26 protein-coding genes are annotated in these 25328 nt (G+C 62.7%); 21 read left to right on the forward strand and 5 right to left on the reverse strand.

Annotation, left to right across the window (positions count from 1 at the left end; genetic code table 11):
* Positions 1-18: 18 nt before the first annotated feature.
* The 3 genes from ASD73_RS02505 (at position 19) to ASD73_RS02515 (ending at position 5229) form a co-directional block, all read left to right on the forward strand.
* Complete coding sequence (locus ASD73_RS02505) at positions 19-1722, forward strand: sulfatase family protein (protein ID WP_056369414.1); 1704 nt, start codon at positions 19-21, stop codon at positions 1720-1722.
* A 200-nt stretch (positions 1723-1922) separates the two neighbouring features.
* Positions 1923-3278, forward strand: coding sequence for a sulfatase family protein (locus ASD73_RS02510; protein WP_235534089.1), 1356 nt, complete (start codon positions 1923-1925; stop codon positions 3276-3278).
* Positions 3279-3303: 25 nt separating this feature from the next.
* Positions 3304-5229 carry a sulfatase-like hydrolase/transferase gene (locus ASD73_RS02515; protein ID WP_235534091.1) on the forward strand — a complete coding sequence of 642 codons (1926 nt, stop codon included), beginning with the start codon at positions 3304-3306 and terminating at the stop codon, positions 5227-5229.
* 580 nt (positions 5230-5809) lie between these two features.
* Here ASD73_RS02515 and ASD73_RS02520 read toward each other — a convergent pair.
* The gene (locus tag ASD73_RS02520; protein ID WP_056369411.1) at positions 5810-6268 is read right to left on the reverse strand and encodes an Lrp/AsnC family transcriptional regulator; all 459 of its coding nucleotides are present in this window, start codon (positions 6266-6268) and stop codon (positions 5810-5812) included.
* A gap of 120 nt (positions 6269-6388) precedes the next feature.
* On the opposite strand from ASD73_RS02520, the gene alr reads away from it, so the two are divergent.
* From alr to ASD73_RS02535, 3 genes are read left to right on the forward strand one after another with little or no spacing between them, the layout of a single operon-like run.
* Entirely contained in the window at positions 6389-7540 is a 1152-nt protein-coding gene (gene alr / locus ASD73_RS02525) for an alanine racemase (protein ID WP_327196892.1), read from the forward strand.
* The gene (locus ASD73_RS02530; RefSeq protein ID WP_056369409.1) at positions 7537-8793 is read left to right on the forward strand and encodes a D-amino acid dehydrogenase; all 1257 of its coding nucleotides are present in this window, start codon (positions 7537-7539) and stop codon (positions 8791-8793) included. Before alr ends, ASD73_RS02530 begins: the two co-directional genes overlap by 4 nt.
* A gap of 37 nt (positions 8794-8830) precedes the next feature.
* Entirely contained in the window at positions 8831-9175 is a 345-nt protein-coding gene (locus tag ASD73_RS02535) for a RidA family protein (protein WP_056370401.1), read from the forward strand.
* A 260-nt stretch (positions 9176-9435) separates the two neighbouring features.
* Here ASD73_RS02535 and ASD73_RS02540 read toward each other — a convergent pair whose 3' ends face one another.
* Together ASD73_RS02540 and ASD73_RS02545 are read right to left on the reverse strand one after the other, a co-directional pair.
* Positions 9436-10224, reverse strand: a complete 789-nt coding sequence (locus ASD73_RS02540; protein ID WP_056369407.1) for an SDR family oxidoreductase — start codon at positions 10222-10224, stop codon at positions 9436-9438.
* Positions 10221-10598, reverse strand: coding sequence for a nuclear transport factor 2 family protein (locus ASD73_RS02545; RefSeq protein WP_056369405.1), 378 nt, complete (start codon positions 10596-10598; stop codon positions 10221-10223). Before ASD73_RS02545 ends, ASD73_RS02540 begins: the two co-directional genes overlap by 4 nt.
* A gap of 98 nt (positions 10599-10696) precedes the next feature.
* Between ASD73_RS02545 and ASD73_RS02550 the strand changes: the two genes are divergently transcribed.
* Positions 10697-11629, forward strand: coding sequence for a LysR family transcriptional regulator (locus ASD73_RS02550; RefSeq protein WP_056369403.1), 933 nt, complete (start codon positions 10697-10699; stop codon positions 11627-11629).
* 17 nt (positions 11630-11646) lie between these two features.
* On the opposite strand, the gene ASD73_RS02555 is transcribed toward ASD73_RS02550, so the two are convergent.
* Complete coding sequence (locus ASD73_RS02555) at positions 11647-12123, reverse strand: MarR family winged helix-turn-helix transcriptional regulator (RefSeq protein WP_200934885.1); 477 nt, start codon at positions 12121-12123, stop codon at positions 11647-11649.
* A 141-nt stretch (positions 12124-12264) separates the two neighbouring features.
* Between ASD73_RS02555 and ASD73_RS02560 the strand changes: the two genes are divergently transcribed.
* The 12 genes from ASD73_RS02560 (at position 12265) to ahpF (ending at position 22579) form a co-directional block, all read left to right on the forward strand.
* Positions 12265-13074 carry an alpha/beta fold hydrolase gene (locus ASD73_RS02560; protein WP_056369400.1) on the forward strand — a complete coding sequence of 270 codons (810 nt, stop codon included), beginning with the start codon at positions 12265-12267 and terminating at the stop codon, positions 13072-13074.
* A gap of 229 nt (positions 13075-13303) precedes the next feature.
* Positions 13304-14923, forward strand: coding sequence for a GMC family oxidoreductase (locus ASD73_RS02565; RefSeq protein WP_156377264.1), 1620 nt, complete (start codon positions 13304-13306; stop codon positions 14921-14923).
* A 371-nt stretch (positions 14924-15294) separates the two neighbouring features.
* Positions 15295-15663 (forward strand): hypothetical protein, encoded by a 369-nt coding sequence (locus ASD73_RS02570; protein ID WP_056369398.1) that lies wholly within the window; start codon positions 15295-15297, stop codon positions 15661-15663.
* Between the two features lie 67 nt (positions 15664-15730).
* Positions 15731-16864, forward strand: a complete 1134-nt coding sequence (locus ASD73_RS02575) for a calcium:proton antiporter (RefSeq protein WP_235534093.1) — start codon at positions 15731-15733, stop codon at positions 16862-16864.
* Positions 16865-17068: 204 nt separating this feature from the next.
* Positions 17069-17548 carry an Hsp20 family protein gene (locus ASD73_RS02580; protein ID WP_056369394.1) on the forward strand — a complete coding sequence of 160 codons (480 nt, stop codon included), beginning with the start codon at positions 17069-17071 and terminating at the stop codon, positions 17546-17548.
* A gap of 74 nt (positions 17549-17622) precedes the next feature.
* Positions 17623-18138 carry an Hsp20/alpha crystallin family protein gene (locus ASD73_RS02585; protein WP_056369392.1) on the forward strand — a complete coding sequence of 172 codons (516 nt, stop codon included), beginning with the start codon at positions 17623-17625 and terminating at the stop codon, positions 18136-18138.
* 100 nt (positions 18139-18238) lie between these two features.
* A complete protein-coding gene (locus ASD73_RS22125) occupies positions 18239-18661 on the forward strand; it encodes an NADH dehydrogenase ubiquinone Fe-S protein 4 (RefSeq protein ID WP_162248128.1) in 423 nt (140 codons plus the stop codon).
* Positions 18662-18697: 36 nt separating this feature from the next.
* Entirely contained in the window at positions 18698-19255 is a 558-nt protein-coding gene (locus ASD73_RS02590; RefSeq protein ID WP_056369390.1) for a hypothetical protein, read from the forward strand.
* 201 nt (positions 19256-19456) lie between these two features.
* Positions 19457-19726, forward strand: a complete 270-nt coding sequence (locus ASD73_RS02595) for a hypothetical protein (protein WP_056369389.1) — start codon at positions 19457-19459, stop codon at positions 19724-19726.
* Positions 19727-19897: 171 nt separating this feature from the next.
* The gene (locus ASD73_RS02600; protein WP_056369387.1) at positions 19898-20191 is read left to right on the forward strand and encodes a hypothetical protein; all 294 of its coding nucleotides are present in this window, start codon (positions 19898-19900) and stop codon (positions 20189-20191) included.
* Between the two features lie 142 nt (positions 20192-20333).
* Positions 20334-20897, forward strand: coding sequence for an alkyl hydroperoxide reductase subunit C (gene ahpC, locus ASD73_RS02605; protein ID WP_056369385.1), 564 nt, complete (start codon positions 20334-20336; stop codon positions 20895-20897).
* A 125-nt stretch (positions 20898-21022) separates the two neighbouring features.
* Positions 21023-22579 carry an alkyl hydroperoxide reductase subunit F gene (gene ahpF, locus ASD73_RS02610; RefSeq protein ID WP_056370395.1) on the forward strand — a complete coding sequence of 519 codons (1557 nt, stop codon included), beginning with the start codon at positions 21023-21025 and terminating at the stop codon, positions 22577-22579.
* Between the two features lie 164 nt (positions 22580-22743).
* On the opposite strand, the gene ASD73_RS02615 is transcribed toward ahpF, so the two are convergent.
* Positions 22744-23373, reverse strand: a complete 630-nt coding sequence (locus ASD73_RS02615; RefSeq protein ID WP_056370394.1) for a tyrosine-type recombinase/integrase — start codon at positions 23371-23373, stop codon at positions 22744-22746.
* A gap of 160 nt (positions 23374-23533) precedes the next feature.
* On the opposite strand from ASD73_RS02615, the gene ASD73_RS02620 reads away from it, so the two are divergent.
* Both ASD73_RS02620 and ASD73_RS02625 read left to right on the forward strand, forming a co-directional pair.
* Positions 23534-24463, forward strand: a complete 930-nt coding sequence (locus tag ASD73_RS02620; protein ID WP_056369383.1) for a LysR family transcriptional regulator — start codon at positions 23534-23536, stop codon at positions 24461-24463.
* A 150-nt stretch (positions 24464-24613) separates the two neighbouring features.
* The gene (locus tag ASD73_RS02625; protein ID WP_056369381.1) at positions 24614-25324 is read left to right on the forward strand and encodes an SDR family NAD(P)-dependent oxidoreductase; all 711 of its coding nucleotides are present in this window, start codon (positions 24614-24616) and stop codon (positions 25322-25324) included.
* The last annotated feature ends 4 nt before the right edge of the window (positions 25325-25328 follow it).

The raw sequence follows: 25328 nt of genomic DNA on the forward strand, positions 1-25328 counted from the left end.
AATCAATGGGAGGATCCGATGCGCTTCAGGAAATTCATATTGGCCGCGACTGCGGCATTGGTGCTGGCCCCTGCCTGCGCGTCGTCGAAGCCAGCGGCTGCGACGCCCGCCGCCCCCGGAAAGCCGCGCAACATCATCTTCATCCTCGTCGACGACCTCCGATATGATGGCCTCGGCTTTCTCCAATCACAGGTCCGGACACCGAATATTGACCGGCTCGCGCGCGAGGGCAGCTATTTCCCGAACACGCTCGTCACCTCGTCGCTTTGCAGCCCCAGCCGCGCCACGATCCTGACCGGACAGACGGCGCGCAACCATCAGGTCGTCGACAACACCAATTCGTCGGAAGAAGGGCTGACCTTCTTCCCATCCTATCTGCAACAGGCCGGCTATCAGACCGCATTCGTCGGCAAATGGCATATGGGCAACGACACCGACGCGCCGCGTGCGGGCTTCGACAAATGGGTGAGTTTCCAGGGACAGGGAAGCTATTGGCCGACGGGCGACCTGCCACCCGCGGCGGTCCGCGCGGGCGCCGTGAACAAGCTCAATGTCGACGGCAACCATGTGACGCAGAAGGGCTATATCACCGACGAACTGGGCGGCTACGCGCTCGACTGGCTCAAGAAGGAGCGCGATCCGAAGAAGCCCTTCTTTCTCTATCTCAGCCACAAGGCGGTGCATTCGGACCCGCTGCCGCCGCCGCGCTACGCGCATCAATATGACACGGTGAATTTCGCCCTTCCCACGAGCGCGGCCAACACGCCCGAAAATTACAAGGGCAAGCCGATGTGGGTGTATAACCAGCGCAACACATGGCACGGCATCGATTTTTTCTACAACAGCGACATGAAGATGACGGAATATCTGCGCAGCTATTATGCGACGCTGTCCGCCGTCGACGACGGGGTGGGCGAGATCCTCGCCTATCTGCGCGCGAACAAGCTCGAGAAGGACACGATGATCATATTCACGTCCGACAACGGCTTTCTGATCGGCGACCATGGCCTGATCGACAAGCGCAATGCTTATGAAGGCTCGGTGCGCGTCCCGATGGTCGCCTGGGCGCCCGGGCTCGTCCCCGCCGGGAAGACCAACGCCGGCCGCATCCGCAACCTCGATTTCGCGCCGACCTTCCTCGATCTCGCGGGTGCCACGGCCCCGCCGCAGTTCGAAGGATTGAGCGCGCTCCCGCTGATGACCGGCAGCGTTACGGCGGAGAAATGGTCGCCGCCCGATTTCATCTATGAATATTATTGGGACTGGCAGTTCCCGATGACCCCAGGCACCTTTGCGATCGAGCGCGACCGGGTCAAATATATCCAATATTACGGGGTCTACGATACCGAGGAGCTCTATGATCTCTCGAAAGATCCCGAGGAAATGCAAAATCTGATCGACGATCCGGCCTATCTCGATCGCAAGGTCGCGCTGCGCGCGGCGCTGTACAAGGGCCTGGCAAATAGCGGGGGCGATCACGCCATTCCCTTTACCGCGCGCTATGCGCGCGGTAGCGTGCGCCGCAACCGCGACGGCACCGGATCGGCCCCCTTCCCCGACGCCTGGCAGGTCGAGCCGAACCGGCTCGACCGGCTCGACGATATTATTCCCGACAACCCGATGAAGGAGAAGGCGCATAGGGAAGGTCGCGCCTTCCTCCCCTATCCGGTCATGGGCGGCACGCGAGGTGAGGACGGCGGCAAGGGCAAACCCGACAAATGAGCGCGAAGCGGTGGCATTTTATCGCTTGCTCGCGTGAGGACCGCGAACGAGGAACAGGCCGCAAGCCGACGAAGGCGCGATTATTTCTATCGCTCCTGGCGGGATCCGCAATCCTCGCCCCATGGGGATGGGCCACTTCCGCGCAAGCATGGCCCGCCGCGTCCTCCCCGACCGCACCGGCGAAAACGCCGGCCACCCAAGTGGCGGCAAAGCCGAATGTCGTCGTCATCCTGGCCGATGACCTCGGCTGGCCCGACGTGTCCGCTTATGGGCGCAGCGAGGTGCCGACGCCCAATATCGATCGGATAGCCAAGGCCGGCGCGGCTTTCTCGAGCGGCTATGTCGCCGCCTCGGTCTGCGCGGTGTCTCGCGCCGGCCTGCTCACCGGCCGGATGCCGCAACGGTTCGGCTTCACCTATAATATCAGCGACAAGGGCGATCCGGGCGCCGGGCTGCCGCCGTCCGAACCCACCCTCGCGGAGCGATTGAAGCCGCTCGGCTATCGCACCGCGGCGATCGGCAAATGGCATGTTGGCGCCGAAGACCGCTTCTATCCGACCAATCGCGGTTTCGACGAATTCTTCGGATTCCTCGCGGGCGAGACGGTTCATGTCGATCCGAATACGCCCGATATTGTCACTACGCCCACCAAAGCCGATGCCAACAAGCCGCCGTTCACCACCCGGTCGGGCAATGGCGTCGTCATCGAAGGCTCCGACCGCCTGCCGGTCTATAATTTCGGAAAATATCTGACCGACGAGATCACCGACCGTGCCGTCGACTTCATCGGCAGGGCAGCGGACACACCTTTTTTTGCCTATGTCGCCTATAGCGCGCCGCACTGGCCGCTGCAGGTACCCCAAAGCTGGTACGACAAATTTCCCCACATCAAGGACCCCGCCCGCCGCACCTATGTCGCGATGATCGCAGCGATGGACGCTGGTATCGGGCGGATACTCGACAAGCTGGAAACGCAAGGGAGCCGTGAGAATACAATCGTGATCTTTCTGTCTGACAATGGCTGCCCGGTCCAGTTCGGCTTCTGCAGCGAAGATCAGGCCTGGGGAGCCGGCAAATTCACCTATCTCGAGGGCGGGATCCGCGTGCCCTTCCTGCTTTCATGGCCCGCCGGGCTGAAACCCCAAGGCATCGTCGATGCTCCGGTTTCTTCGGTCGATATCGTCCCGACGGTCCTGCGCGCGGCGGCTCCGGACGCCGCCCTCCCTCCCGGGCTGGATGGCGAGGACCTGGTTGTCGCCGCGCGGATACCACGCGCAACGCCGCGCCTGCTGATTTGGGGACAGGAGCCCGTGTTCGCGGCGCGATACGGCCCATTCAAATATTGGCGGTCGCATGACTGGAACGAAGCGCATCTCTATAATCTGGATACAGACCCGTGGGAGCGCGAAAGCATTGCCGCCGACAATGCGTCATTAAACCATATGCTCGAGGTCGAGGTCGAAAAATGGCGGGCCAGCCTGCCCGCCCCGCTCTGGAAGCTCCACCTCACCCGACCGGTCACGATCGCCGGAAGAAAGACCGAGTGGGTCTATTGATGCCTGTTTCCGGGAGACGATCATCATGACGATGCGCGGTAAGGACCTGCCGGCCAGCGCCCCGATTTCGCGGCGGACGATGGTGAGCGGCATGGCGGGCCTTGCGGCGCTCGGCGCCGGCGCTGGCGCCGCGAAAGGCGCATCACGCGAACGCCCCAACATCCTCTGGCTCGTCAGCGAAGACAATAATCCCTATGCCGGGGCCTATGGCGACAAACTCGCCCATACGCCGACGATCGATGCTCTTGCACGCCAAGGCGTCCTCTTCCGCAAGGTCTATTCGAACGCGCCGGTATGCGCGCCCTCGCGCTTTGCTATCCTCACCGGTCTTTATCCCGAGAGCTGCGCGCCGGCCAACCAGATGCGCGCCGTGGGGAAGCTACCCAAGGGGTTCCGCACCTATCCCGAGCTGATGCGCGAAGCGGGCTATTTCTGCACCAACAACAGCAAGACCGACTATAATTGCGACATCTCGCCCGAGGCGATTTGGGATATTCAGGGAGCGCGGGGCCATTGGCGCAGCCGGCCCGCCGGCCAGCCCTTCATGGCCGTTTTCAACTATGAAACGACGCATGAATCGCGGCTGTTCCGTCCGACCCCGGGACGCGTGACGCCGGAGATGGTGACACTCCCGCCTTTCCTGCCTGACACCCCGGCCATGCGGCAGGATTTCGCCAGCTATTATAACCTCATGGAGCGGATGGACGGCCAACTCGCCGAACGGCTTGCCGAACTCCACGCCGACGGGCTCGCCGACGACACGATCGTGTTTCACTATTCGGACAATGGCGGGGTACTCGGCCGGTCGAAGCGCTATTGCTACGAAGAGGGGCTGCGCTGCGAAATGGTCGTCTACGCGCCGCCCAAATGGCGTCACCTGCTGCCCGTCGCACCTGGACGCGAAGTCGCGACGCCAGTGTCCTTCATCGATTTGGCCCCGACCGTGCTGGCGCTGGGCGGTGTGACGCAACCGCCGCAAATGCGCGGACGTGCGCTGCTCGGGAACCGTCCGTCCCGGCCCCACCGTTACGCCTTCGCCATGCGCAACCGCATGGACGAGCGCATCGACTTTGTGCGGACGGTGACCGACGGGCGCTGGCGCTATATTCGCAACTATATGCCGCACCGCCCGTGGGGTCAGCACCAGGCCTTCCAATGGCTTGCCAAGGGCTATCAGGACTGGGAGGCCGCGCATCGAGCCGGGACCCTCAACGCCGTACAGAATCGCTTCTTCGAGAAAAAGCCGTTCGAGGAACTCTACGACCTCGACGCCGATCCGCACGAGATCGACAATCGTGCAGCCGATGCCGCCGCGCACGCCAAACTCCTCGAACTGCGGCGCGCGCTCGACGCCCATATGATAAAGATCAACGACAATGGCTTCCTTCCCGAAACGATGGAGGGCGAAGGCTTTATGGAAAGCCGGGTCGCTGGCGTCTATCCACTCGCAGACATCATGGCCATCGCGTCGGTCGCCGCCAAAGGCAAAGCCGCGGGCCTGCGGGCCCTGCGTCGGGCCCTCAACAGCCCGCACGCGGTGCTACGCTATTGGGCCGCGACCGGGATGCTGATCCTGGGTGCCGAAGCCGAACCTGCCTCGCATGCCCTCAAAACCACCATGCGCGGCGACCCCTCGCCGCTAGTCCGTATCGTCGCAGCGGAAACGCTGGCGGCGCTCGGCGACCCTGCCGAGGCGGTCGATGTGCTGACCAGTCTCATGGATGAGGCGCCGAGCTGGCAGGTTCAACTCCATGCAATCAATTCGCTTAGCTTCGTCGGTTCTGCGGCCGCTCCCGCGCTCGGTTCAATTCGCCGCGCGGCCGAGAGTGAACAGGAATATGTGCGCAATGCGGCCCGATATCTCGTGGCCGTGCTCGAAGGCAAATATCAGCCCTCGCTGCCGATTTTCGACCTCAAACGCTTGATGCCCGCTGCACCGACGAAAAGCTGATCATCAATCAGACTGGCATCGCTCTATTTGACGACGACCCTAACCGAGTTTGGCGGACCCTGTCCGCCACTGGAATTTGACCTGCCGCTTTCCACATCGGCGCGCACCGCGCTGGCGTTGGAACCGCGCATTCGCATCAAGGTCCTTCGCGAGCCATGGGACTGGCCGAACGCATTGATCACCCCCCAATGCAAATGCCCGCCACAGCCGCCATTTCAACCCCTCGGTCCCCCATAAGGGCGATTTCGGGAAGCTGTTCTTCTTGCGGGATATGATCCTCGGCACGGCGAAGTTCACCGAATCCACCCCAGAGCTAAGGCGAGGAGAGTTTTGCGGCCCGCGCCCCCGCTCCAACAGTCGTTGCGACCGATCTTTCCCAGAAGAGGAAAGCGCGGTCATTCCACTGTGCCGCCCCCTTACCGCGCCTCCACACTGCGCCGCGTTTCATTCAGGCGCGGGTAGATGCCGGTCACCTTGGCAAGTATGGCGTTCGGTCTCTTGCTCAAGGTCGAGAGAATTTTTTTCCGTTCGTGACGTCAGGGCTTGCAGGCGAACGGACCGGGCGGCAGCGCCTCAGGCGCTAGCCGCGCCTGTTTCGTCCGGGAATGTGGCTGAGCACGCTCCGCATCGCGAGGCTGGAGTGGATGCGCGCAACACCCGGCAAGCGCGAGAGGATATTTTTGTGAATCCCTTCATAGGCGGCAGCGCTCGCTGCCGAAGCGCGGAGCAGATAGTCTGCGTCGCCAGTCATCAGGAAACACTCCTCGATTTCGGGGTGCTGGCGCACCGCTTCTTCGAACCGGTTGAGATAGGCCTCGGTCTGCCGTTCAAGGCTGATGCGCACGATAGCGATCACGCCTCCCTCCTCAGGCGCCGCGACGATCGCAGTATAACCGCGGATCACCCCGCGGGCCTCGAGATTGCCGACGCGGCGCAGGCAGGCCGAGGGTGACAGGCCCACCTCCGCCGCCAATTGGTTGTTCGGTATTCGGGCATTGAGGCGCAGGAGCCTCACAATATTCCGGTCGATTGTATCCATGTCGCAATATCGTTCTGTTTATGTCGTCAATCATTGCAAATAGCACCAGAAATTGCAGAATAAAACAGCCGTTTGATCGAACATTCGAACGATATTCGCTTAGAACTTCGCCAAGCAGATGTGCTGACGGAGATCTATGATATGATTATCGGGGGCATGGGCGGAGGACGGCTCTGTATCGATCTGGGCGCAGTCGTCGCCAATTATAAATTGGTCGCCGAGCGCGTCGCGCCCGCCGAGGTCGGCGCCGTCGTCAAGGCGAACGCTTATGGTCTCGGCGCGGACGAAGTCGCGCAGGCGCTATGCAGGGCCGGGTGCCGTCTCTTCTTCGTCGCCGATCTGGGCGAAGCGCTGGCGCTGCGTTCGGAATTGCCGTCCGGCTTTCGGCTGGTCGTGCTTAATGGCCTACCGCCCGGCGCCGAGGGTATGGGCATACAAAGAGGTGTCACCCCGGCGCTCAATTCGCCCGAGCAGGCGCATCGATGGGCGGACGCCGCACGAAAAGCCGGCGAACGGCTACCAGCAGTCCTGCAACTGGACAGCGGCATGGGACGCCTCGGACTGGCGACCGAGGATCTCGCGTCGCTGGCCGCCGACGCGCAATTCCATTCGGCGATCGATCTCGTCATGGTCATGAGCCATCTCGCCTGCGCCGAAACCACCGAACATCCGGCCAACGCCGCACAGCTTGCCTGCTTCGAAGCCGCGGCTGCGATGTTCTCCGGCGTCCCCCGCAGCCTCGCGAATTCGGGCGGCGCCTTCCTGCCGGCAGATTTTCATGGCGACGTCGTGCGGGCCGGCATCGCGCTTTACGGCGGCGCCCCGAACCGGAGTGACTCCAACCCGATGCAGCCGGTCGTCGGGCTGGACGCGCGCGTCATCCAGATCCGGACGATCGAGGCGGGCGGCCCAGTCGGATATGGCCATAGCCATTATTGCGCGCGCGAAAGCCGCATCGCTACGATTGGGGTCGGCTATGCCGACGGATTGCCGCGTTCGCTCGGCAACCGCGGTGCCGCATGGCTCGCCGGCGAACGGTTGCCGATCGTTGGTCGCGTGTCCATGGACAGCATCACGATCGACGTTACCGCCCTCCCCTACGGCCGCATCGAGGCCGGGGACTGGGTCAAGTTGATCGGCCCACATCAATCGCTCGACACGCTCGCCAACGATGCGGGTACCATCTCCTACGAGATTCTGACCAGCCTCGGCGCGCGATATGATCGGAGCTACGTCAACGAGGCGACGGGCGTTCGGGGAGAAGCAGCATGAAGGTCGCCGTTCTCGGCAGCGGCGTCATCGGCGTGACATCGGCCTGGTATCTGATCGAGGCCGGACATGACGTCGTCGTGATCGACCGCCAATCCGGCCCGGCGCTTGAGACAAGCTTTGCCAATGCCGGGGAAATCTCCCCGGGCTATGCGTCACCATGGGCCGCGCCCGGCATCCCGCAAAAGGCAATCCGCTGGCTGATGATGCGCCATGCGCCGCTGATCCTCCAGCCCGCGATTGATCGCGAGATGCTCAGCTGGCTGTTCGCGATGCTGCGCAACTGCACGAATGCCCGCTACGGCATCAACAAGGCGCGGATGGTCCGGCTCGCTGAATATAGCCGGGACCGGCTGATCGCATTGCGCACCGATACCGGGATTTCCTATGACGAACGGATGCAGGGGACGCTGCAGTTGTTCCGGACGCAGAAGCAGATCGATAACACGGCGAAGGACATTGCCGTGCTGCGCGCCGGCGGCGTCCCCTTCGAACTGCTCGACCGCGAGGGGTGCATCGCGGTAGAACCCGGCCTCTCAGCGGCGCGCGACAAGATTGCCGGAGGCCTTCGCCTGCCCGGCGACGAGACGGGCGACTGCTTCAAATTCACCGGCGCGCTCGCCGCCATGGCAGCCCAACGCGGCGCCCGGTTCCGTTATGACGAGACGATCCGGTCGCTGGTCGTCGAGGGCGGCCGCGTCACGGGGGTCGAAACCGACCGCGGCCGGGTCACCGCAGATTGCTATGTCTTGGCGCTCGGCAGCCATTCGGCGGCGGTGCTGCGACCGCTGGGCCTTGGCCTGCCTGTCTATCCGGTGAAGGGTTATTCGATCACCGTGCCGATCGTCGATTCCGCGCGCGCGCCCGAATCGACGCTGATGGACGAAAGCTACAAGATCGCAATCACGCGGCTCGGCGGCCGTATTCGCGTTGGCGGGATGGCCGAGATTTCGGGGTATAATAACGCCCTTCCCGAACGGCGACGGGCGACGCTCGTACACTCGCTCACCGATCTGTTCGCCGGTGCGGGCGACGTCGCCGCCGCCAGCTATTGGTCGGGTTTGCGCCCGATGACGCCCGACGGCACGCCCGTCATCGGTTCGACGCCTTACGGCAACCTCTTTCTCAACACGGGCCACGGCACGCTCGGCTGGACGATGGCGTGCGGTTCAGGCCGGTTGATCGCCGATCTCGTCAGCGGACGCCCGACTGATATCGAGGCAGCCGATCTGTCGATCGCGCGCTATGACGCATGATGACTTCGCTCGCCCCACCCAGATGAAAGGAAACACCATGACCATCACCCGAATTCAGGCCGGGCCACGCATGAGCCAAGCCGTCATCCACGGCGACACTGTCTATCTTGCAGGCCAGGTCGGGGCTCCGGGCGAAAGCGTGACGAACCAGACGCAGACGATCCTCGGCCAAATCGAGGCGTTGCTGGCAGAAGCCGCCTCGGAAAAATCGAAAATCCTGTCGGCCACCATCTGGCTCGCGGACATGGCCGATTTCGCTGAAATGAACGCCGTGTGGGACAAATGGGTCGACGGAAAGCACTCCCCCGCCCGTGCGACCGGCGAGGCCAAGCTGGCGACGCCGGAATATAAGGTCGAAATCATCGTCATCGCGGCGCGCTGATCCGAACGGAGCGGATATCTGCGATACGGATCTCCACCAACCATCCCATTTCAATCGGACGCGGTTAATGCTGGCCGATTGCGGTCAGGCAGCTTCTGGCGCCGAAATCCAAAAAGCAGACGATTAGTTCTCCGCCGCGCCGGATAAGCTCAGGGTATTTAAGCGTCTTCCGCTCGTTCAGCGTAGGTAGAGCCTGACACCGGCGACTTCCGCGCCGTTCCCGACATTCGCCACGAAGTGCGAATGTCGGAGCGACAGCCTCAAATGGTCGGAACGGTTCCACCGTCGATGACAAACTCGGCGCCATGGATGGCGGCGGCGCGATCCGAGGCCAGATAGGCGATGAGGTCGGCGACCTCATGCGGATCGGCCGGACGACCGATCGGGATCCCGCCCAAGCCATCCAAGACGGATTGCCGCGCCTCCTCGATCGTACCGCCATTGGCGGCCTGCAGCCGCTTCAACAGGCCGTCGGATGCTTCGGTCATGATCCAGCCAGGGGAGACGATATTGACCCGCACGCCCTTCGGCCCCAGCTCCTTTGATATGGATTTGCTATAGGTCCGCAGCGCGGCTTTTGCGGCGGCGTAGCCTGTCGTCGACTCCGGAAGAGGGAGGACCGACTGAATGGAGGTGACATGCACCACCGCGCCAGCGCCGCGCTCGACCATCTGCGGGATCAGAAGTCGATCGAGGCGAACCGTGGCCAAAAGGTTCAGGTTCAGTTCTGCGAGCCAGTGATCGTCCGTCAGCGCGGCGAAGCCGCCGCCCGGTGAGGAGGAGCCACCGATCACATGTGCGATGATGTCGACGCCGCCCATTTGCGCTAGAGCCGCGGCAGCCAGGCTTTCCCCGCCCGCGGCCGTCGTCAGATCGGCCCGGACAAATTCGACGCCGGCGATGGGCTCAGGGTTTGCGCGGGCGGCGGTCATCACCCGGGCGCCGCCGGCAAGGAAACGCTCGACGGTGGCACGGCCCAACCCCTTGGTGCCGCCGCTGACGACGACACGCTTGCCTGCGAACTCGGCCGTATCAACCTGGATGCTCATAGGGTGATCTCCAACGTCTTGATCAAGTCTTTCTCAAGCGTGAAGTCATAGGTGAAACGGATCGGACTGCCCTTGAAGTCGCCATGGGCCGGGCCTTCGACGATGATCTTGCCCTTCTCGTGGCGCACGCTGTCCGGCGTGAAGATCGCCTTGACGGCGACCACCTCGTCTTCGAACAGGGTCCTGATTTCGGGGTGGCCCGCGTGACGGTGGCCGTTGTCCACTATGAGAGCATCGGCGGCGAATGGCTTCAGCATGCCGTCGACATCGAGCCGCGCATTGGCCTCGACAAAGTCGGCGATGGGTTTCGGCAAGGCTGCGACAATCGCTTCGGTACCGCGCTGATTGGTGTCGGATTCGCTCTTGGTCTGCATGACAAGTCTCCTTCGTTTGACTTGCCTCCGTTGTAAGACCGGCACACTATCCGGATAAGTAGGCCAATCTAGCATGAGCTAGTGAAGGATTCGGGATAATGTCGCGACTTGCTCTTCGGGACTTCGACGCCGTTCTGGCCATTGCGCGGCGCGGATCCTTCCGGCAGGCGTCCATCGATCTCGGCATGTCGACGACCGCGCTCAGCCATATGATCGCACGGATCGAAGCCGAGCTTGGCGTGCGCCTGTTCAACCGGACGACACGGAGCGTCGCATTGACCGACGCGGGACGGGTCTTCGTCGATCGCGTCGGCCCCTCGCTTCAGGACGTTCGCGAAACCATCGAGATCGTCCGCGAGCGCCGTGCGACGCCGACGGGAACACTGCGGATCAATGCGCCGCCATTCGCGGTACGCTCGCCCGCTCTCACCCATCTTCTACTGGAGTATTCCCGCCGTTATCCGGACATGCATGTCGACGTCGTAACCGAGGGCCAGCTGCTCGACATCGTCGCCGAAGGTTTCGATCTCGGCATTCGCGTCGCCTCGCTCGTGCCGACCGACATGATTGCCCTGTCGCTCGGCGAGGCGCAGCGCTTCGCGGCGGTCGCCTCGCCAGCCTATCTAAAGACACGGTCGGGACCGCTGGTGCCGACCGATCTTCTTTCCCACGACTGCATTCGCGTCCGCTTACCCGATGGCGCGCTCTACCGTTGGCATTTCGAGAAGGGCGGCGACACGGCGCAGATCGAGGTGAGCGGCCCGATGACGTTCGACGAACTCAACCTGTCGCGCGCCGCCGTGTTGGCGGGCTTTGGTATCGGCTTCTATTTCGAGCAGGACGTCATTGCCGATATCGACGCCGGCACCCTTGTCCGCCTTCTCGAAGATTGGACACCCCCCTTCCCCGGCCTTTGCCTCTACTATCCAGGACGAAGACATCCGTCTGCCGGTCTCGCGGCCTTTCTCACTTTGGCGCGCGAGCTGGCTTCCGCGAACGCCCGCGGCTCGGGCAGTATCGCGTTTTCGTGATGGCTTTCAGGGACTGATTACGTCGTCTCGCGGGTCGTGAGGTCCCAGCCGCCGACATTGGCATAGACGGCATCGCGCAAGGCCCTGATGTCCTTGTTAAGATCGGCAAGAGCCGCGGGCGACTGGCCGGAGGCCTCCAGCAGGGCATCACCGAGACAGCCAGCTCTTGCCTGAAGGGCTCGCCCGGTTTGCGTGAGCGCAACAACGACTTGGCGTTCGTTCGACGGATTTCGCGTTCGGCTCACCAAGCCCGCCGCTTCGAGCCGCTTGAGCAAGGGCGTCAGCGTGCTCGATTCAAGGGCGAGCTGGTCGGCAATGCGTCCGATCGGTTGCCCGTCTTCGCGCCACAATATGTTGAGCACCAGATATTGAGAATAGGTCAGCCCAAGCTCGTCGAGCAGTGGCTTGTAGGCGCGCTGAACGGCGATTCCGGCGGAGTAAATCGCATAGCAAAGCTGATCGTCGAGCGGCACAGGTGGGTTGTCGGTGGTCATCATGAACTCCATTCCGCTCCCGATATAGCGACGGAATCGCAAAAATAAATATCGCGATACATTTCTGCTGGACAAGCAACCCTACTCGCCTTATCTAATCACTTATCGCAATAACTGTTGTCGCCATATAGGAGAGATCGCATGTCCCTGTTCAACAATGTCCGCACCGTCCTCGCCGCCGCCGCCGTTGCCGTTTCCTTCCCCCTCGCCGCGTCCGCGCAGACGACCGATAATCCCGGTCACATCGCCGCGACCCAGCCGGTGCGCAACGTCATTCTCGTTCATGGCGCCTTCGCCGACGGGTCGGGCTGGCGCGGCGTATACGACGAGCTGACGGGCCGCGGCTATCGCGTCACGATCGTCCAGAACCCGCTGACCTCGCTCGCCGATGACGCCGCGGCGACGAAGCGCGCGATCGCCCGGCTGGACGGCCCGGCCATCCTCGTCGGTCATAGCTGGGGCGGGACCGTCATCACAGAAGCCGGGGTCGACCCGAAGGTGGCGGGCCTCGTCTATGTGTCGGCGCTCTCCCCCGATGTCGGCGAGACGACGGCGCAGCAATATCAGGGGTTCGTTACACCGCCCGAGTTCGTTCTCGACACCCAAAGCGACGGTTTCGGCTTCATAGATCTCGCAAAGTTCAAGGCTGGGTTCGCGGCGGATACGACCGATAGCGATGCAGCGTTCATGCGCGATTCGCAGGTCCCCATCAACTTGTCGGCCTTCGGCACAAAGCTGACCCAAGCCGCATGGCGCAGCAAGCCCAGCTGGGCGGTGATCGCGACCGACGACAAAGCATTCGACCAGCGCATGCTCCAGCATATGGCGAAGCGCATCGGTGCGAAGGTCACCGAAGTGCCGGCGAGCCATGCCGTCTTCATGACCCAGCCGAAAGTGGTGGCGGACGTGATCGACCAGGCGGCGCAGGCGGCCTCGCGCAGCTCCAAATAACGGACTTGCGCTCTGCCTCTCCCCCGGTGACAGGGCGCCGGTAGGCGGGACCGGTAGGTCTCGCCTACCTTCCATAATTGCCAGTCTTCGGCCGGATTTTACGGCCGGATCAACAGCGGGCGCGGCGGGCTAGGCCGCGACGCCGCTTCACGCCGTCGTGCCGGTTCGGCGCCGCCGACAACGGGGGACGTTCCGTCCCCTCCCCTCCCCAAAGTATAAGGAAAACACCATGATCACCGAGGCTTTCCCCGGCCAGGACTCCGATTTTGCCCGGCGCGCCCGCGAGAACCAGTCGAGGCTCAATGCCGATCTCAAGCGCAGCTATGATTTCATTGTCTGCGGTGCGGGTTCATCGGGTTCCGTCGTTGCCCGCCGCCTTGCCGAGAACAGTAACGCAGAGGTTCTCTTGATCGAAGCGGGTGGCGGCGATGAAGCAGAATCGGTCATCGACCCAGCGCTCTGGCCAACCAACCTAGGGAGCGAACGCGACTGGGGCTTTCAGGCCGAACCGAATCCGCATCTCGGTGGCCGCGAACTGTCGATGTCGATGGGCAAGGGTCTCGGCGGCGGATCGAGCATCAACGTGATGGTCTGGGCGCGCGGTCACAAGAGCGATTGGGATCACTTTGCCGCCGAGGCGGGCGACGCTGGCTGGGGGTATGAATCGGTGCTCGACATCTATCGCCGCATCGAAAACTGGCAGGGTGCGTCCGATGCGCGTTTCCGCGGCACCGACGGCCCCGTCTGGGTGCAGCCCGCCCACGACCCGCACCCGCTTGCGCACGCTCTGCTCGACGCTGCGCGCGAGCAAGGCATCCCGACATTCGGGAGTCCGAACGGCGCGATGATGGAAGGGCCGGGCGGCGGCGCCATCACCGACATGCTCGTTCGCGACGGCCGGCGCCAGTCGCTGTACCGCGCCTATGTTCATCCCGTTTCGGACCGGCCCAATCTGACGATCGTGACCGGCGCGCATGTCCGTCGCATCCTCTTTGATCGGCGCCGCGCGACTGGCGTCGAAATCGAGAAGGACGGACGCATCTTTTCAATCGGTGCAAGAAGCGAGGTCATCTTGTCGACCGGCGCGATCAACACGCCCAAGCTTCTGATGTTGTCGGGCATTGGCGAGCGTGCCGAGCTCGAGCGGCTTTCGATTCCTGTCGTTCAAAACTTGGCCGGTGTCGGGCGCAACATGCAGGATCATGTGTCCTTCGGCTGCATGTGGGAGCTTTCGAGGCCGATGGCGCCGCGAAACAGCGGAAGCGAAGCAACTCTCTATTGGAAAAGTCGTGCCGATCTTGACGCACCCGACCTGCTCTTTTGCCAAGTCGAGTTTCCCGTGCCGAGCGAGCGTACGGCGGCTCTCGGCGTTCCCGACCATGGCTGGACGATGTTCGCGGGGCTCGCGCAGCCAGAGAGCCGAGGCCGCGTTCGCCTGCGCGATGCAGACCCGGCCAAGCCAATGGTGATCGACGCAAACATGCTTTCGGATCCCGCCGATATCGAGGCCGCGCGCGCGTGCGTCAAACTCTGCCGGGACCTTGGCAATGGCGAGGCGTTCAAGCCCTTCGTTAAGGGCGAGGTCATGCCAAGAGACCGCGACGACGCCGGACTCGATGCGTTCATTCGCGATTCCGCGGTCACCTATTGGCACCAATGCGGCACCGCCAAGATGGGACAGGACGATATGTCGGTTGTCGATACCTCGCTCAGCGTCCACGGAATCGAGCGACTACGCATCGCCGATGGCTCCATCATGCCGCGGGTGACAACCGGTAATACGCAGGCACCCTGCGCGATCATCGGCGAACAGGCCGCCGCGCGCATTCGCGCTGACCACGGCCTTTAAGTCAGCCCGCCACAACCCTTCGGCCGGAATGATCTGGCCGAAGGACGGTGGAGTCCGCTGGCCCGAATGTTAGTACTGACGCTCGCTCTCGGCCTCGAAGTGGGTGGAATGGCCGATTTCTGACCGGCAGCTTCCGGCCGCCAATCCGAGGTAGCCGACATTCGCCAGGATCGCATGCGGACGGCGCAAAGCGAACGATTGCAGTGCCCTTCCGACGAAGGTGCGAAACCTGCTCTCCAAACGGTCAGGATGATCGCTTTGAGATCTCGGGTACCAATCGCCGTGAAGTGCGAGCAAAGTCGCACGGCGTAATCATCTCGGCGCCATATGCCCCGGTAGAAACCGGGAATGCCATTTGCTATCCAACGCTCATGCCCCTTCTCCTTGCTGTCGCGCTGATCGCGCCGTCCGTTTCCGAAGCATCCGAAACACCTAACCAGGCCTGCTTCGAGATTTTCGCCGATTCTGAGGGTGAGATGGCCCGTGCGACCGATCCCGCCTGGCGGAAGCAGGCCCTGCCGGAAATCGAGAAACTGCGCGCCGAGAGCGAACGGCGCCGATCCCGGATCGACGGCGAACTCGCAAAACGGGCAAGAGATCGCGACCGGCTGCAACGCGACTACGACCGCGGCGCGATTCACGACGACGACTTCAGATCGGCGCGCTTCGAGCTGGAAACCGAGGTGCGGACCCTCGTCGCCGAGCGCGACGCGAAGCAGATACCGGCCTGCGACTTCTGATCGGCACCCCTAGAGGGGCTTAATTCTGTCCGAACTCGGCCGGTCCAGGAGAACCGGAGTTGCACGTTTGACTTTCGCGCGCCGGCCTGTTTCAGAAAGGCGCGTCATGAGAATCCAGTCCCTTTCGGCTGCGGTGATGTCGAGCTGGCCCCGGTGGATGCCTGTTGCAGGCCTGGTAGCACTTCTGCTGCATCCGGCACAAACGGACGGTATCGCTCTTGCCGGAACAAGCGCGATCCTTGTCGGCTGCATCCTCGCGACGGTCCATCATGGCGAGGTCGTCGCCCACCGGGTAGGAGAACCGTTCGGCACGCTGATCCTCGCAGGCGCGGTCACCATTATCGAGGCTTCGCTGATTCTGTCCATGATGCTGAGCGGGTCGGCGAATCCGGCCTTGCCGCGCGATACGGTGTTTGCCGCAATCATGCTTATCCTCAACGGCGTTGTCGGCGGATGCCTGTTGGTCGGCGGCATTCGGCACGGCGAGCAGCGTTTCGTGCTCGAAGGAGTCAACGCCGCGCTCTGCGTGCTGGCGGCGATGGCAACGCTGGTACTTGTTCTGCCGAGTGTGAGCGCGAACGCAGCCTCGCCCTCTTATTCCGCCGCGCAGCTTATATTTACCGCGATCGTGTCGACGCTGCTCTACGCAACCTTCGTGTTTGTCCAGACCATCCGCCATCGCGACTATTTCCTGCCTGAAGGCGTAGGCGCGCTGGCCGGCGATGCGCATGCTTCGCCACCCAGCTCGCGCGCGGCGGCACTATCGCTTGGCCTTCTTCTGCTCGCGCTGGTGAGCGTTGTCTTCCTCGCCAAAAGCCTCTCCAAACCGTTCGAAACAGCGATCGCTGCCGCCGCATTGCCGCGCGCGCTTGTCGGCATTGCCGTCGCCGCGCTCGTTCTCGCTCCGGAAAGTCTTGCGGCATTGCGCGCTGCGCGGCGCGACCGCCTCCAGACAAGTCTCAACCTTGCGCTGGGATCGGCGCTTGCGACAATCGGCCTTACGATCCCGACGGTAGCGATTGCGGCACTCGTCATGGGCTGGCCGCTATCCCTCGGCCTCGACCCCAAGGGCATGACACTTCTGGCGCTCTCGCTTGGCGTCGCGATTTTATCTTTCGGAACCGGACGAACCACGATTTTGCAGGGCGCCGTGCATCTCGTACTGTTGGCCGCCTATATTTTTACGACGGTCTTTTCCTGATCGTCCTGAGTTCGCCGTGCCGGGCAAAGTCTGATGATGCGACGGGCCGAAGCAGCGGCGAAGCAAAAAGCTCTTGAAAGTGATTTGGCGCTTCCTAGCTTTTTATCGCCGGGCGCCGAAACCGGGCCCGGTGGGTCAAATGAGAGCGCCGGCTCTCTCCGGCGCGTCTCATGCCCAAATTGCTCAATTAGGAGGATTTGGAAAATGAGAAGCAGCTTTGATTTTGCGCCTTTCCGGCGCTCCACGGTCGGTTTCGACCGCCTGTTCGATCTCCTCGAGACCGATCAGCGCGGCGACGGCAGCGAAGGCTATCCGCCCTTCGACCTCTCGCGGCGGGGCGAGGACAGCTACCGCATCACGCTAGCGGTGGCGGGCTTCCGCCCCGAGGATATCGAGGTGGTCGCCCAGCAGAACCAGCTCACCATCAGCGGCAAGCGCGGCGAAGAGAAGGACGAGGAGCAGTATCTCCACCGCGGGATCGCGGCTCGCCCCTTTGAACGGCGCTTCCAGCTTGCCGACTATGTCGAAGTCGAATCCGCCGGTTTCGACAATGGTCTGCTGCGGATCGATCTGCAGCGCGTCGTCCCCGAGGCGATGAAGCCGCGCAAGATCGAGATCGGCGGCAGCTCGCCCGCCCAGGATCGCCTCGCAGCCCCGCGGGAGAAAGACCGCGAAGCGGCCTGATCGAGGCCACCGGCTCGCCGCCGATGACGGCGGCGAGCCTTGCTGAACCCTCTAGCCAGAAAGGAGATGACATCATGTCTATTCGTGATCTGATTCCCTGGAGCCGGCAGGAGAACCGGCTCCCCGTCGCGGTGCGCGCCGAGCAGGGGCGGGGCGATCATCCGCTCCTCTCGCTTCACCACGACGTCAACCGGCTGTTCGACGATGTCTTTCGCGGCTTCGGCCTGTCGTCGTTCGGCGGTCTCGGCCGCGAACCCGCGTGGCCGAACCTCGAGTTCGGCGAGACCGACAAGGAGGTCCGCATCGTCGCCGAGCTCCCCGGGCTGGACGAGAAGGATGTCGACATCAGTGTCGAGGAAGGCGTGCTGACGCTTCGCGGCGAGAAGAAGTCCGAAGTCGAAGACAAGGACCGCGGCTATAGCGAACGCAGCTACGGCCGCTTCGAGCGGCGGATCGGTCTCCCGCGCGGTGTCGAACGCGACAAGGCGAGCGCGACCTTCAGAAATGGCGTGCTCACGGTCACCCTGCCGAAGTCGGAGGCGGCGAACGAAAATGTCCGCCGTATCCCGATCAATGGACAGGCGGCGTGACGGGCAGGTCCGGGACTTCGGTCCCGGGCCGGGCTACGGGGGCGCGTCGCCCCCCTCGCCGGCAAATGATAATTGTGCATCGGTCGGCCATCGCGCCAGCATGTTGCCGCCCGATGCATGGGCGATTATCGAGCCTGTGCCCCTTCGTGTAAACCAGTCGGGCCGCGCGCATGCCGGACTGTGGCGGTTGCGCTTCGGCCCGCGCTGGGTTCCACGGGCCGATCCGCTGACCGGATGGACCGGCGGCGGCGATCCCCTCGGACAGATCGAACTTCGCTTCGCGAACCGCGATGCGGCCGAGCTTTACTGCCGGCGAGCGACTATCCCGTTCGAGATACGGGGCTCGTCTGAAGTACGCCGGCCAGCCATGCCCTGCTTGACTAGCGAAGCGCCGCCCCGGCTTTGTTGCTCGCCAACTGGTCCGCACGCTTTGCGCTGCAGCGATTATCCGATCGGCGCGCACCGCGAAACACGGGCTAGGCCGGACGCGGCGAGTCATTCTGCATTCAGTTTCGCAGGATAGATTTTGGCTTCCATCATCAACAGAGGAGGACGATTGATGCGTAAAATCCGTACGGCCGTCTTCGCCGGTGTCGCGGCTCTTGCAGCCGCAGGCACGGCGTTGGCGGCACCTGCCGAAACCCGTGTGATGAAGGTCGGTCTGCCCGATGGCTCGATCGCGCGGATCGAATATCGAGGCGAGATCGCGCCGAAGGTTGTCGTGGCGCCCGCGGCACGCTTCGTTCCGGTCCAGTGGATCGACCCGTTCGACGCGGCCCCCTTCGCGATGTTCGACCGGATCGCGGCGGCAATGAACCGGCAAAGCGACATGATGATGCGGCATATGCTCGCGCTGCAATCTCAGCCGAATCCGCTCGGAGAGATCAACCTCGCCAGCCTCGGCTCGCTGCCGGCCGGAACCGTAAGCTATCGTTACGTAGCGACCAGCAGCGGAGCGGGAACCTGCAGCCGCAGCGTCGAGGTCACTTCGCACGGGTCCGGACAGAAGCCCAAGGTCGTGTCGAGGAGCTCCGGCGACTGCGGGGGCATGTTGTCGGACCCGACCGCCGAAGAGACCGAGGTCGCGATCGAACACCCGGCGCAATACACGACCTAGAGCCACCGGGAGCGCGGAGCGGCGCATCACGCGCCGCTCCCCCTTTGGGCTTTTGTTCTCTTTTGCGCCGTAAAAAATGGAACATGAGACGACGGAAACGCGTTTTATTTTACCCGCCGCTCACGGGCTTGCCCAATCGGGCGGCGCAGTTTCTCGAAACCCGAAACTTAGCCCGGCGGGCGAATCTTGAGGCATGTTCCCATGACCTGTATCGACGCAGAGCTTCTTTCCCGGCTCCCCATCACAGATGTGCAGAAGGTTACCTTCTATAAGCGCGACGAACTCACAACCGACCTGGTCTGTTGCGACGTCAGGGTCGCCGGAAAAGTCTGGACGTTCGATGAAGCGCTGGTTGGATGGGAATTGCTGATCGAGCACCTGAAGGGCCTTCCCGGATTCCGCTCTGGCGCGCTGTCAGCGATGTGCGATCCGCCTTTAGAAGTCTCCGAATCAGTGGCATTTGAACGGTAGTGTTCCTTCGCTCGGCCGCAGCGGCGGGAAGCCTATGTTGATCTGGACCGATTGCTACCGGTCCTCATTCCTCTCGCCCCCTGGGTTCCTTCAATGGCGCAAGCGATTCGTCACTGCTCTTCAAATATGATAACCTCTGGCAGATGCTGCGTAACAACCACGAGGTTGATTATGACGGACGATTGGCGAGTGGATGACTTGGCGCTGTGCGTCAGCCGGCACGACTGCTACCCCTCCCAGGTTCGTCCCGGAGCGATTTTCACTGTCCGCGCCGTGCTCGCTAACATGCCCGACCTTGCCGGGGGGAATGCCGGGACGGCGCTGAACTTCAGAGATGTTGCGGAACTGGGGCCGCGCGCAGCCTATTGCGCGAGCCGCTTTCGCAAAATCGCGCCACATGCCCCCGACGCATTCGACTCCGAGGTGATCGAGATGCTGTGCGGCTTGCGGCGAGCTTCTCGCTGAACGGTTGAAATTTAGCTCTCATTTTAATCGACCGAGACGATTACTGTACCCGAAAAATTGGAATTGAGCCGCCGGGACGGAGTGCATAGATGCGCCTCTGCAAATCGTTTTGCAGTGCAGCAAACAAAGGAAACACTCTCCCATGGGTATCATCGGAAGCTCGATCAAGCCGTTCAACGCCACTTCGTACTACCAAGGCAAGTTCGTCCCCGTGACGGACGCCGATACCAAAGGCAAATGGGCGGTTTTCTTCTTCTATCCGGCCGACTTCACCTTCGTCTGCCCGACCGAGCTCGAAGACCTCGCCGACCAGTATCAGGCGCTTCAGGGCCTCGGCGTCGAAGTCTATTCGGTGTCGACCGACACGCATTTCAGCCACAAGGCTTGGCACGACAGCTCGCCCGCGATCGGCAAGATCAACTATCACATGCTGGGCGACCAGAACCACGTTCTCGCCAACAATTTCGGCGTGCTGCGTGAAGATTCGGGCCTCGCCGACCGCGCGACCTTCGTCGTCGATCCCGACGGCGTGATCCAGGTGATGGAAATCACCAGCGAAGGCGTCGGCCGCAACGCCGAGGAACTCGTCCGCAAGATCAAGGCGGCGGTCTATGTCCGCGCCAACCCCGGCCAGGTTTGTCCGGCGAAGTGGGAAGAAGGCGCCGAAACGCTCGCTCCCTCGATCGAACTCGTCGGCAAGATCTAAGCCGACCGATTTGTAGGACCGGGCGGGCGGCGCTCGCCCGGTCTTCGCATTCTAAAAAAACAAGATTCTGACGCCGGCCCCCACGGCGAACCCTTGCTCCTGTCCGAAAGGCTCTCCCCATGCCGATGCTCGACGCCAACACGACCGCCCAGCTCAAAACCTATCTCGGCAACCTTCGCCGTCCGATCGAGTTGGTCGCGAGCCTCGATGCCTCGCCCAAATCGGCAGAGATGCGCGCGCTTGTCGAAGAGGTCGCGGCGCAGTCGGACCTCGTCACCGCGCGTTTCGATGGCGACGACGCGCGGAGGCCCTCCTTCGCGATCCGTGCCGATGAGGGCCGCGCCGAAGCCATGTTCGCGGGCCTCCCAATGGGGCATGAATTCACCTCGCTGATCCTCGCGCTACTCCACGTCGGCGGCCATCCGCCGAAGGAAGAGGCCGAATTGCTCGATGCGGTGCGTGGGCTGGAGGGCAACTTCGTCTTCGAAACCTTCTTCTCGCTGTCGTGCCAGAATTGCCCCGACGTCGTGCAGGCGCTCAACATCATGGCCGCGCTGAACCCGAACATCCGCCACACCGCGATCGACGGCGCGCTGTTTCAGGACGAGGTCGAGAACCGCAAGGTCATGGCGGTTCCGGCGGTGTTTCTGAACGGCGAACCCTTCGGGCAAGGCCGCATGGACCTTGCACAGATCGTCGCCAAGCTCGACACCGGTGCGGTCGCGCGCGCGGCTGAGAAGATTGCCGCGAAGGAGCCGTTCGACGTGCTCGTCGTCGGGGGTGGCCCCGGCGGCGCCGCAGCGGCGATCTATGCTGCGCGCAAGGGCATCCGCACCGGCATCGTCGCCGAACGCTTTGGGGGTCAGGTGCTCGACACGCTGGGGATCGAGAATTTCATTTCGGTCCAGCACACCGAGGGCCCGAAGCTCGCCGCGCAGCTGGAAGCGCATGTGAAGGATTATGACGTTGACGTCATGAATGTTCAGGAAGCCGCCGAGCTCATCCCGGGCGGCGCGCACGGCCTCCACGAAGTGAAGCTCAAGAGCGGCGCGAGCGTGAAGGGCAAGACCGTGATCCTGTCGACCGGCGCGCGCTGGCGCCAGATGGGAGTCCCCGGTGAGGCCGAATATCGCAATAAGGGCGTCGCCTATTGCCCGCACTGCGACGGTCCGCTGTTCAAGGGCAAGCGCGTCGCGGTGATCGGCGGCGGCAATTCGGGCGTTGAGGCGGCGATCGATCTCGCCGGGCTCGCCGCGCATGTGACGCTGATCGAGTTCGATAGCCAGCTTCGCGCCGACGCGGTGCTCCAGACAAAGCTACGCAGCCTGGCCAATGTCACGATCATTACGTCAGCGCTCACCACCGAGGTGCTCGGCAATGGCGAGAAGGTGGTTGGCCTGCGTTATCGCGACCGCAACAAGGATGAGGAACATCTTGTCGAACTCGAAGGCATCTTCGTCCAGATCGGCCTCATTCCGAACACGGAATGGCTGGGCAGCGCCGTGGCGCTCAGCGACCGCGGCGAGATCGAGGTAGACGCGCGCGGCGCGACAAGCCAGCCCGGTATATTTGCCGCGGGCGACGTGACGACCGTGCCGTACAAGCAGATCGTCATCGCGATGGGCGAAGGATCAAAGGCGTCGCTCTCTGCGTTCGATCACCTAATCCGCTCCTCGGCTTGATGTGACTGGGCCGATAATTTCTCCGCTGAAGTCGGAACTACAGAATCCAAATGCAGCCGTTTTTGGCCGCTAGCTGACTGACAGCTTTTGGCGGCCAAATAAAGAGAGCGGACGTTCCGCAGCAATCCGGAGCGCTCGCTCTCTAAGATGTCGAGCACTGATCGCTAGACTTCGATGCCTTCCGCCAACGTCAGGGCATCTTCCACATCAACGCCGAGGTATCGCACCGTGTTTTCAATTTTGGTGTGGCCTAGAAGAATTTGTACGGCGCGCAAATTCCCAGTCGCCTTGTAGATAATCGACGCCTTCGTTCTCCGGAGCGAATGTGTTCCATAGTCTTCGCTTCGTAGGCCGACCGCGGTGACCCACTCATCAACAAGCCGCGCATATTGCCGCGTGCTCATATGGGCAGAGTGGTCGATACGGCTGGGGAACGCATAGTCCTCGATCGCTCCGCCGCGCCGCTCGAGCCATGCCAAGAGACTTCCGCGCGCGTCCGACATTATTTCGAATTGAACTGGTCGGCCCGTCTTCTGCTGAACTACGATTGCCCGCGTTCGCAACTCTCCACCTGTCACCAAGTCGCCGATCTTGATCTTCACCAGATCACAGCCCCGCAGTTTGCTGTCGATCGCAAGATCGAACAGCGCCCGGTCTCGAAGTCGGTGCTCGCGATCGAGATGAAAGCGAATGGCCCAAATCTGACGTGGTTTCAGTGGGCGCTTTGTTCCAACCTTCCTGCCGGCATTCCACGCCGGACGTGGTATCGAATAGTCAAATTCTGACCTTCCCATGATCGTTCTCCTGCGGCCAACACAGCCGAGGAAGAAACGCTTCAAACTCACAGGTCGGACAGCAGTCGCCTGCCAGATCTTATACGGGGGACGGTCAACGCTCGACCGATCCACTCGCCGCCTGTAGCATCCCCACATTAAACCAGCATTCGGATGGGCGATGGATCGCATCGACGCGATGAAGATATTTGTGACGGCGGTCGACGAGGGCAGCCTCGCGGGCGCAGCGCGTCGCCTTCGCCGTTCGCCGACGGCGATCAGCCGCGCGATCGCGTCGCTGGAGGCGCATGTCGGCGCGGAACTGCTCCACCGCACGACGCGCAGCATCCGCCTTAGCGACACAGGCCAGCACTATGCGGCATCGTGCCGCCGCATTCTAGCCGAGCTGGAGGAGGCGGATCTGCTCGCCGGGGGCGAGCGTGCGGCACCGCGCGGGCTGCTGACGCTCACCGCGCCGCCAATCAGCGGTGAGGAAATATTGCGCCCCATCCTCGATGAGTTCCTCGATGCCTATCCGCTGGTCACGGCGCGCCTGCTTCTGGTCGACCGGTCGGTCAACCTGATCGACGAAGGGGTCGATATCGCGCTGCGGGTCGCGGAGCTCCCTGACTCGTCGCTGCTCGCAACGCGGGTCGGAGACGGGGTACGCCGGGTCATCGTTGCGGCGCCGCATTATCTGGCGCAGCACCCACCGATCAAAGCGCCCGCCGATATCGTCGGGCACCAGATCATATCGCTGACCCATTTCGGTCTGGAATCCTGGGCCTTCGCGGCCGCCGGAAAATCCGGCGCCACGCGGACCGTTCACTTCGCGCCCCGCCTCATCGTCAACAGCGTGCGCGCAGCGGTGGCGTCAGCGGTGGCGGGCGGCGGATTGACGCGGGTCTATTCCTATCATGTCGCGCACGAAGTGAAGGCGGGGCGGCTGCAGGTCGTGCTTGCCGACGCCGAACCACCGGTCCAGCCGGCGCATCTGCTGACTCCGGCCGGGCGCCGGTCGGTACCGAAGGTCCGCGCCTTCATCGATTTTGCAGCACCGCGGCTGCGTGCCGCGTTCAACCGGTTGGCTCTCGACGCTCGCAAGCTTTAGGCCATTATGCCGTTAATCGGCATTATGTCTGTCAATCTATCTAGATTATCACGGAAAACGACCTGCCCTAGATAGGCCCTGTCGACGCGGAATGCGTCGGCCGGACCAATGAAATTTGGCCCGCATTCATCCGAAGAAAGGTCAAATATCATGAGCAATGGAAAGAAAGTCGTCGTCATCACCGGCGCATCACAGGGGATCGGCGCGGCCCTCGTCAGCGCCTATCTTGATCGCAACTATCGCGTCGTCGCGACGTCGCGGTCGATCCAGCCCTCGAACAATCCCGACGTCCTGACGATTGTCGGCGACATCGGCGATCCCGAAACCGGGCCGCGCGTGATCGCCGCAGCGATCGAAACATTCGGTCGCGTCGACACGCTGGTCAATAACGCCGGCATCTTCCTCGCCGGTCCGTTCACCGATTACAGCGCGCAGCAATATGCCGATGTCGTTTCGACCAACATCAACGGGTTCTATTACATCACCCAGGCTGCGATTGCGGCGATGGAAAAGCTCGGCCGCGGTCACATCGTCAGCATCACGACGAGCCTCGTCGATCATGCGCTGTCGCAGGTGCCGTCGGTCCTCGCTTCGCTGTCGAAGGGTGGCATCAACGCCGCGAGCAAAAGCCTCGCCATCGAATATGCGACGCGTGGTATCCGCGTGAATGCCGTATCGCCGGGTGTGATCAAGACGCCGATGCACACCCCCGAAACCCACGACTTTCTGTCGGCGCTGCACCCCGTCGGGCGGATGGGCGATATTACGGACATCGTCGAGGCCGTGCTGTATCTTGAAAGCGCCGGTTTCGTGACGGGCGAAATCCTCCATGTCGATGGCGGCCAGTCAGCCGGCCACTGATCCG

It is taken from the genome of Sphingopyxis sp. Root154 (genome assembly GCF_001427105.1).
Taxonomy (GTDB): Bacteria; Pseudomonadota; Alphaproteobacteria; order Sphingomonadales; family Sphingomonadaceae; genus Sphingopyxis.

Coding starts and splice junctions, on each gene's coding strand:
- ASD73_RS02505 (WP_056369414.1), top strand. CDS start 19: ATGCGCTTCAGGAAATTCATATTGGCCGCGACTGCGGCATTGGTGCTG.
- ASD73_RS02515 (WP_235534091.1), top strand. CDS start 3,304: ATGACGATGCGCGGTAAGGACCTGCCGGCCAGCGCCCCGATTTCGCGG.
- ASD73_RS02520 (WP_056369411.1), bottom strand. CDS start 6,268: ATGGATACAATCGACCGGAATATTGTGAGGCTCCTGCGCCTCAATGCC.
- ASD73_RS02530 (WP_056369409.1), top strand. CDS start 7,537: ATGAAGGTCGCCGTTCTCGGCAGCGGCGTCATCGGCGTGACATCGGCC.
- ASD73_RS02535 (WP_056370401.1), top strand. CDS start 8,831: ATGACCATCACCCGAATTCAGGCCGGGCCACGCATGAGCCAAGCCGTC.
- ASD73_RS02540 (WP_056369407.1), bottom strand. CDS start 10,224: ATGAGCATCCAGGTTGATACGGCCGAGTTCGCAGGCAAGCGTGTCGTC.
- ASD73_RS02545 (WP_056369405.1), bottom strand. CDS start 10,598: ATGCAGACCAAGAGCGAATCCGACACCAATCAGCGCGGTACCGAAGCG.
- ASD73_RS02550 (WP_056369403.1), top strand. CDS start 10,697: ATGTCGCGACTTGCTCTTCGGGACTTCGACGCCGTTCTGGCCATTGCG.
- ASD73_RS02555 (WP_200934885.1), bottom strand. CDS start 12,123: ATGACCACCGACAACCCACCTGTGCCGCTCGACGATCAGCTTTGCTAT.
- ASD73_RS02560 (WP_056369400.1), top strand. CDS start 12,265: ATGTCCCTGTTCAACAATGTCCGCACCGTCCTCGCCGCCGCCGCCGTT.
- ASD73_RS02565 (WP_156377264.1), top strand. CDS start 13,304: ATGATCACCGAGGCTTTCCCCGGCCAGGACTCCGATTTTGCCCGGCGC.
- ASD73_RS02570 (WP_056369398.1), top strand. CDS start 15,295: ATGCCCCTTCTCCTTGCTGTCGCGCTGATCGCGCCGTCCGTTTCCGAA.
- ASD73_RS02580 (WP_056369394.1), top strand. CDS start 17,069: ATGAGAAGCAGCTTTGATTTTGCGCCTTTCCGGCGCTCCACGGTCGGT.
- ASD73_RS02585 (WP_056369392.1), top strand. CDS start 17,623: ATGTCTATTCGTGATCTGATTCCCTGGAGCCGGCAGGAGAACCGGCTC.
- ASD73_RS22125 (WP_162248128.1), top strand. CDS start 18,239: ATGTTGCCGCCCGATGCATGGGCGATTATCGAGCCTGTGCCCCTTCGT.
- ASD73_RS02590 (WP_056369390.1), top strand. CDS start 18,698: ATGCGTAAAATCCGTACGGCCGTCTTCGCCGGTGTCGCGGCTCTTGCA.
- ASD73_RS02595 (WP_056369389.1), top strand. CDS start 19,457: ATGACCTGTATCGACGCAGAGCTTCTTTCCCGGCTCCCCATCACAGAT.
- ASD73_RS02600 (WP_056369387.1), top strand. CDS start 19,898: ATGACGGACGATTGGCGAGTGGATGACTTGGCGCTGTGCGTCAGCCGG.
- ahpC (WP_056369385.1), top strand. CDS start 20,334: ATGGGTATCATCGGAAGCTCGATCAAGCCGTTCAACGCCACTTCGTAC.
- ahpF (WP_056370395.1), top strand. CDS start 21,023: ATGCTCGACGCCAACACGACCGCCCAGCTCAAAACCTATCTCGGCAAC.
- ASD73_RS02615 (WP_056370394.1), bottom strand. CDS start 23,373: ATGGGAAGGTCAGAATTTGACTATTCGATACCACGTCCGGCGTGGAAT.
- ASD73_RS02620 (WP_056369383.1), top strand. CDS start 23,534: ATGGATCGCATCGACGCGATGAAGATATTTGTGACGGCGGTCGACGAG.
- ASD73_RS02625 (WP_056369381.1), top strand. CDS start 24,614: ATGAGCAATGGAAAGAAAGTCGTCGTCATCACCGGCGCATCACAGGGG.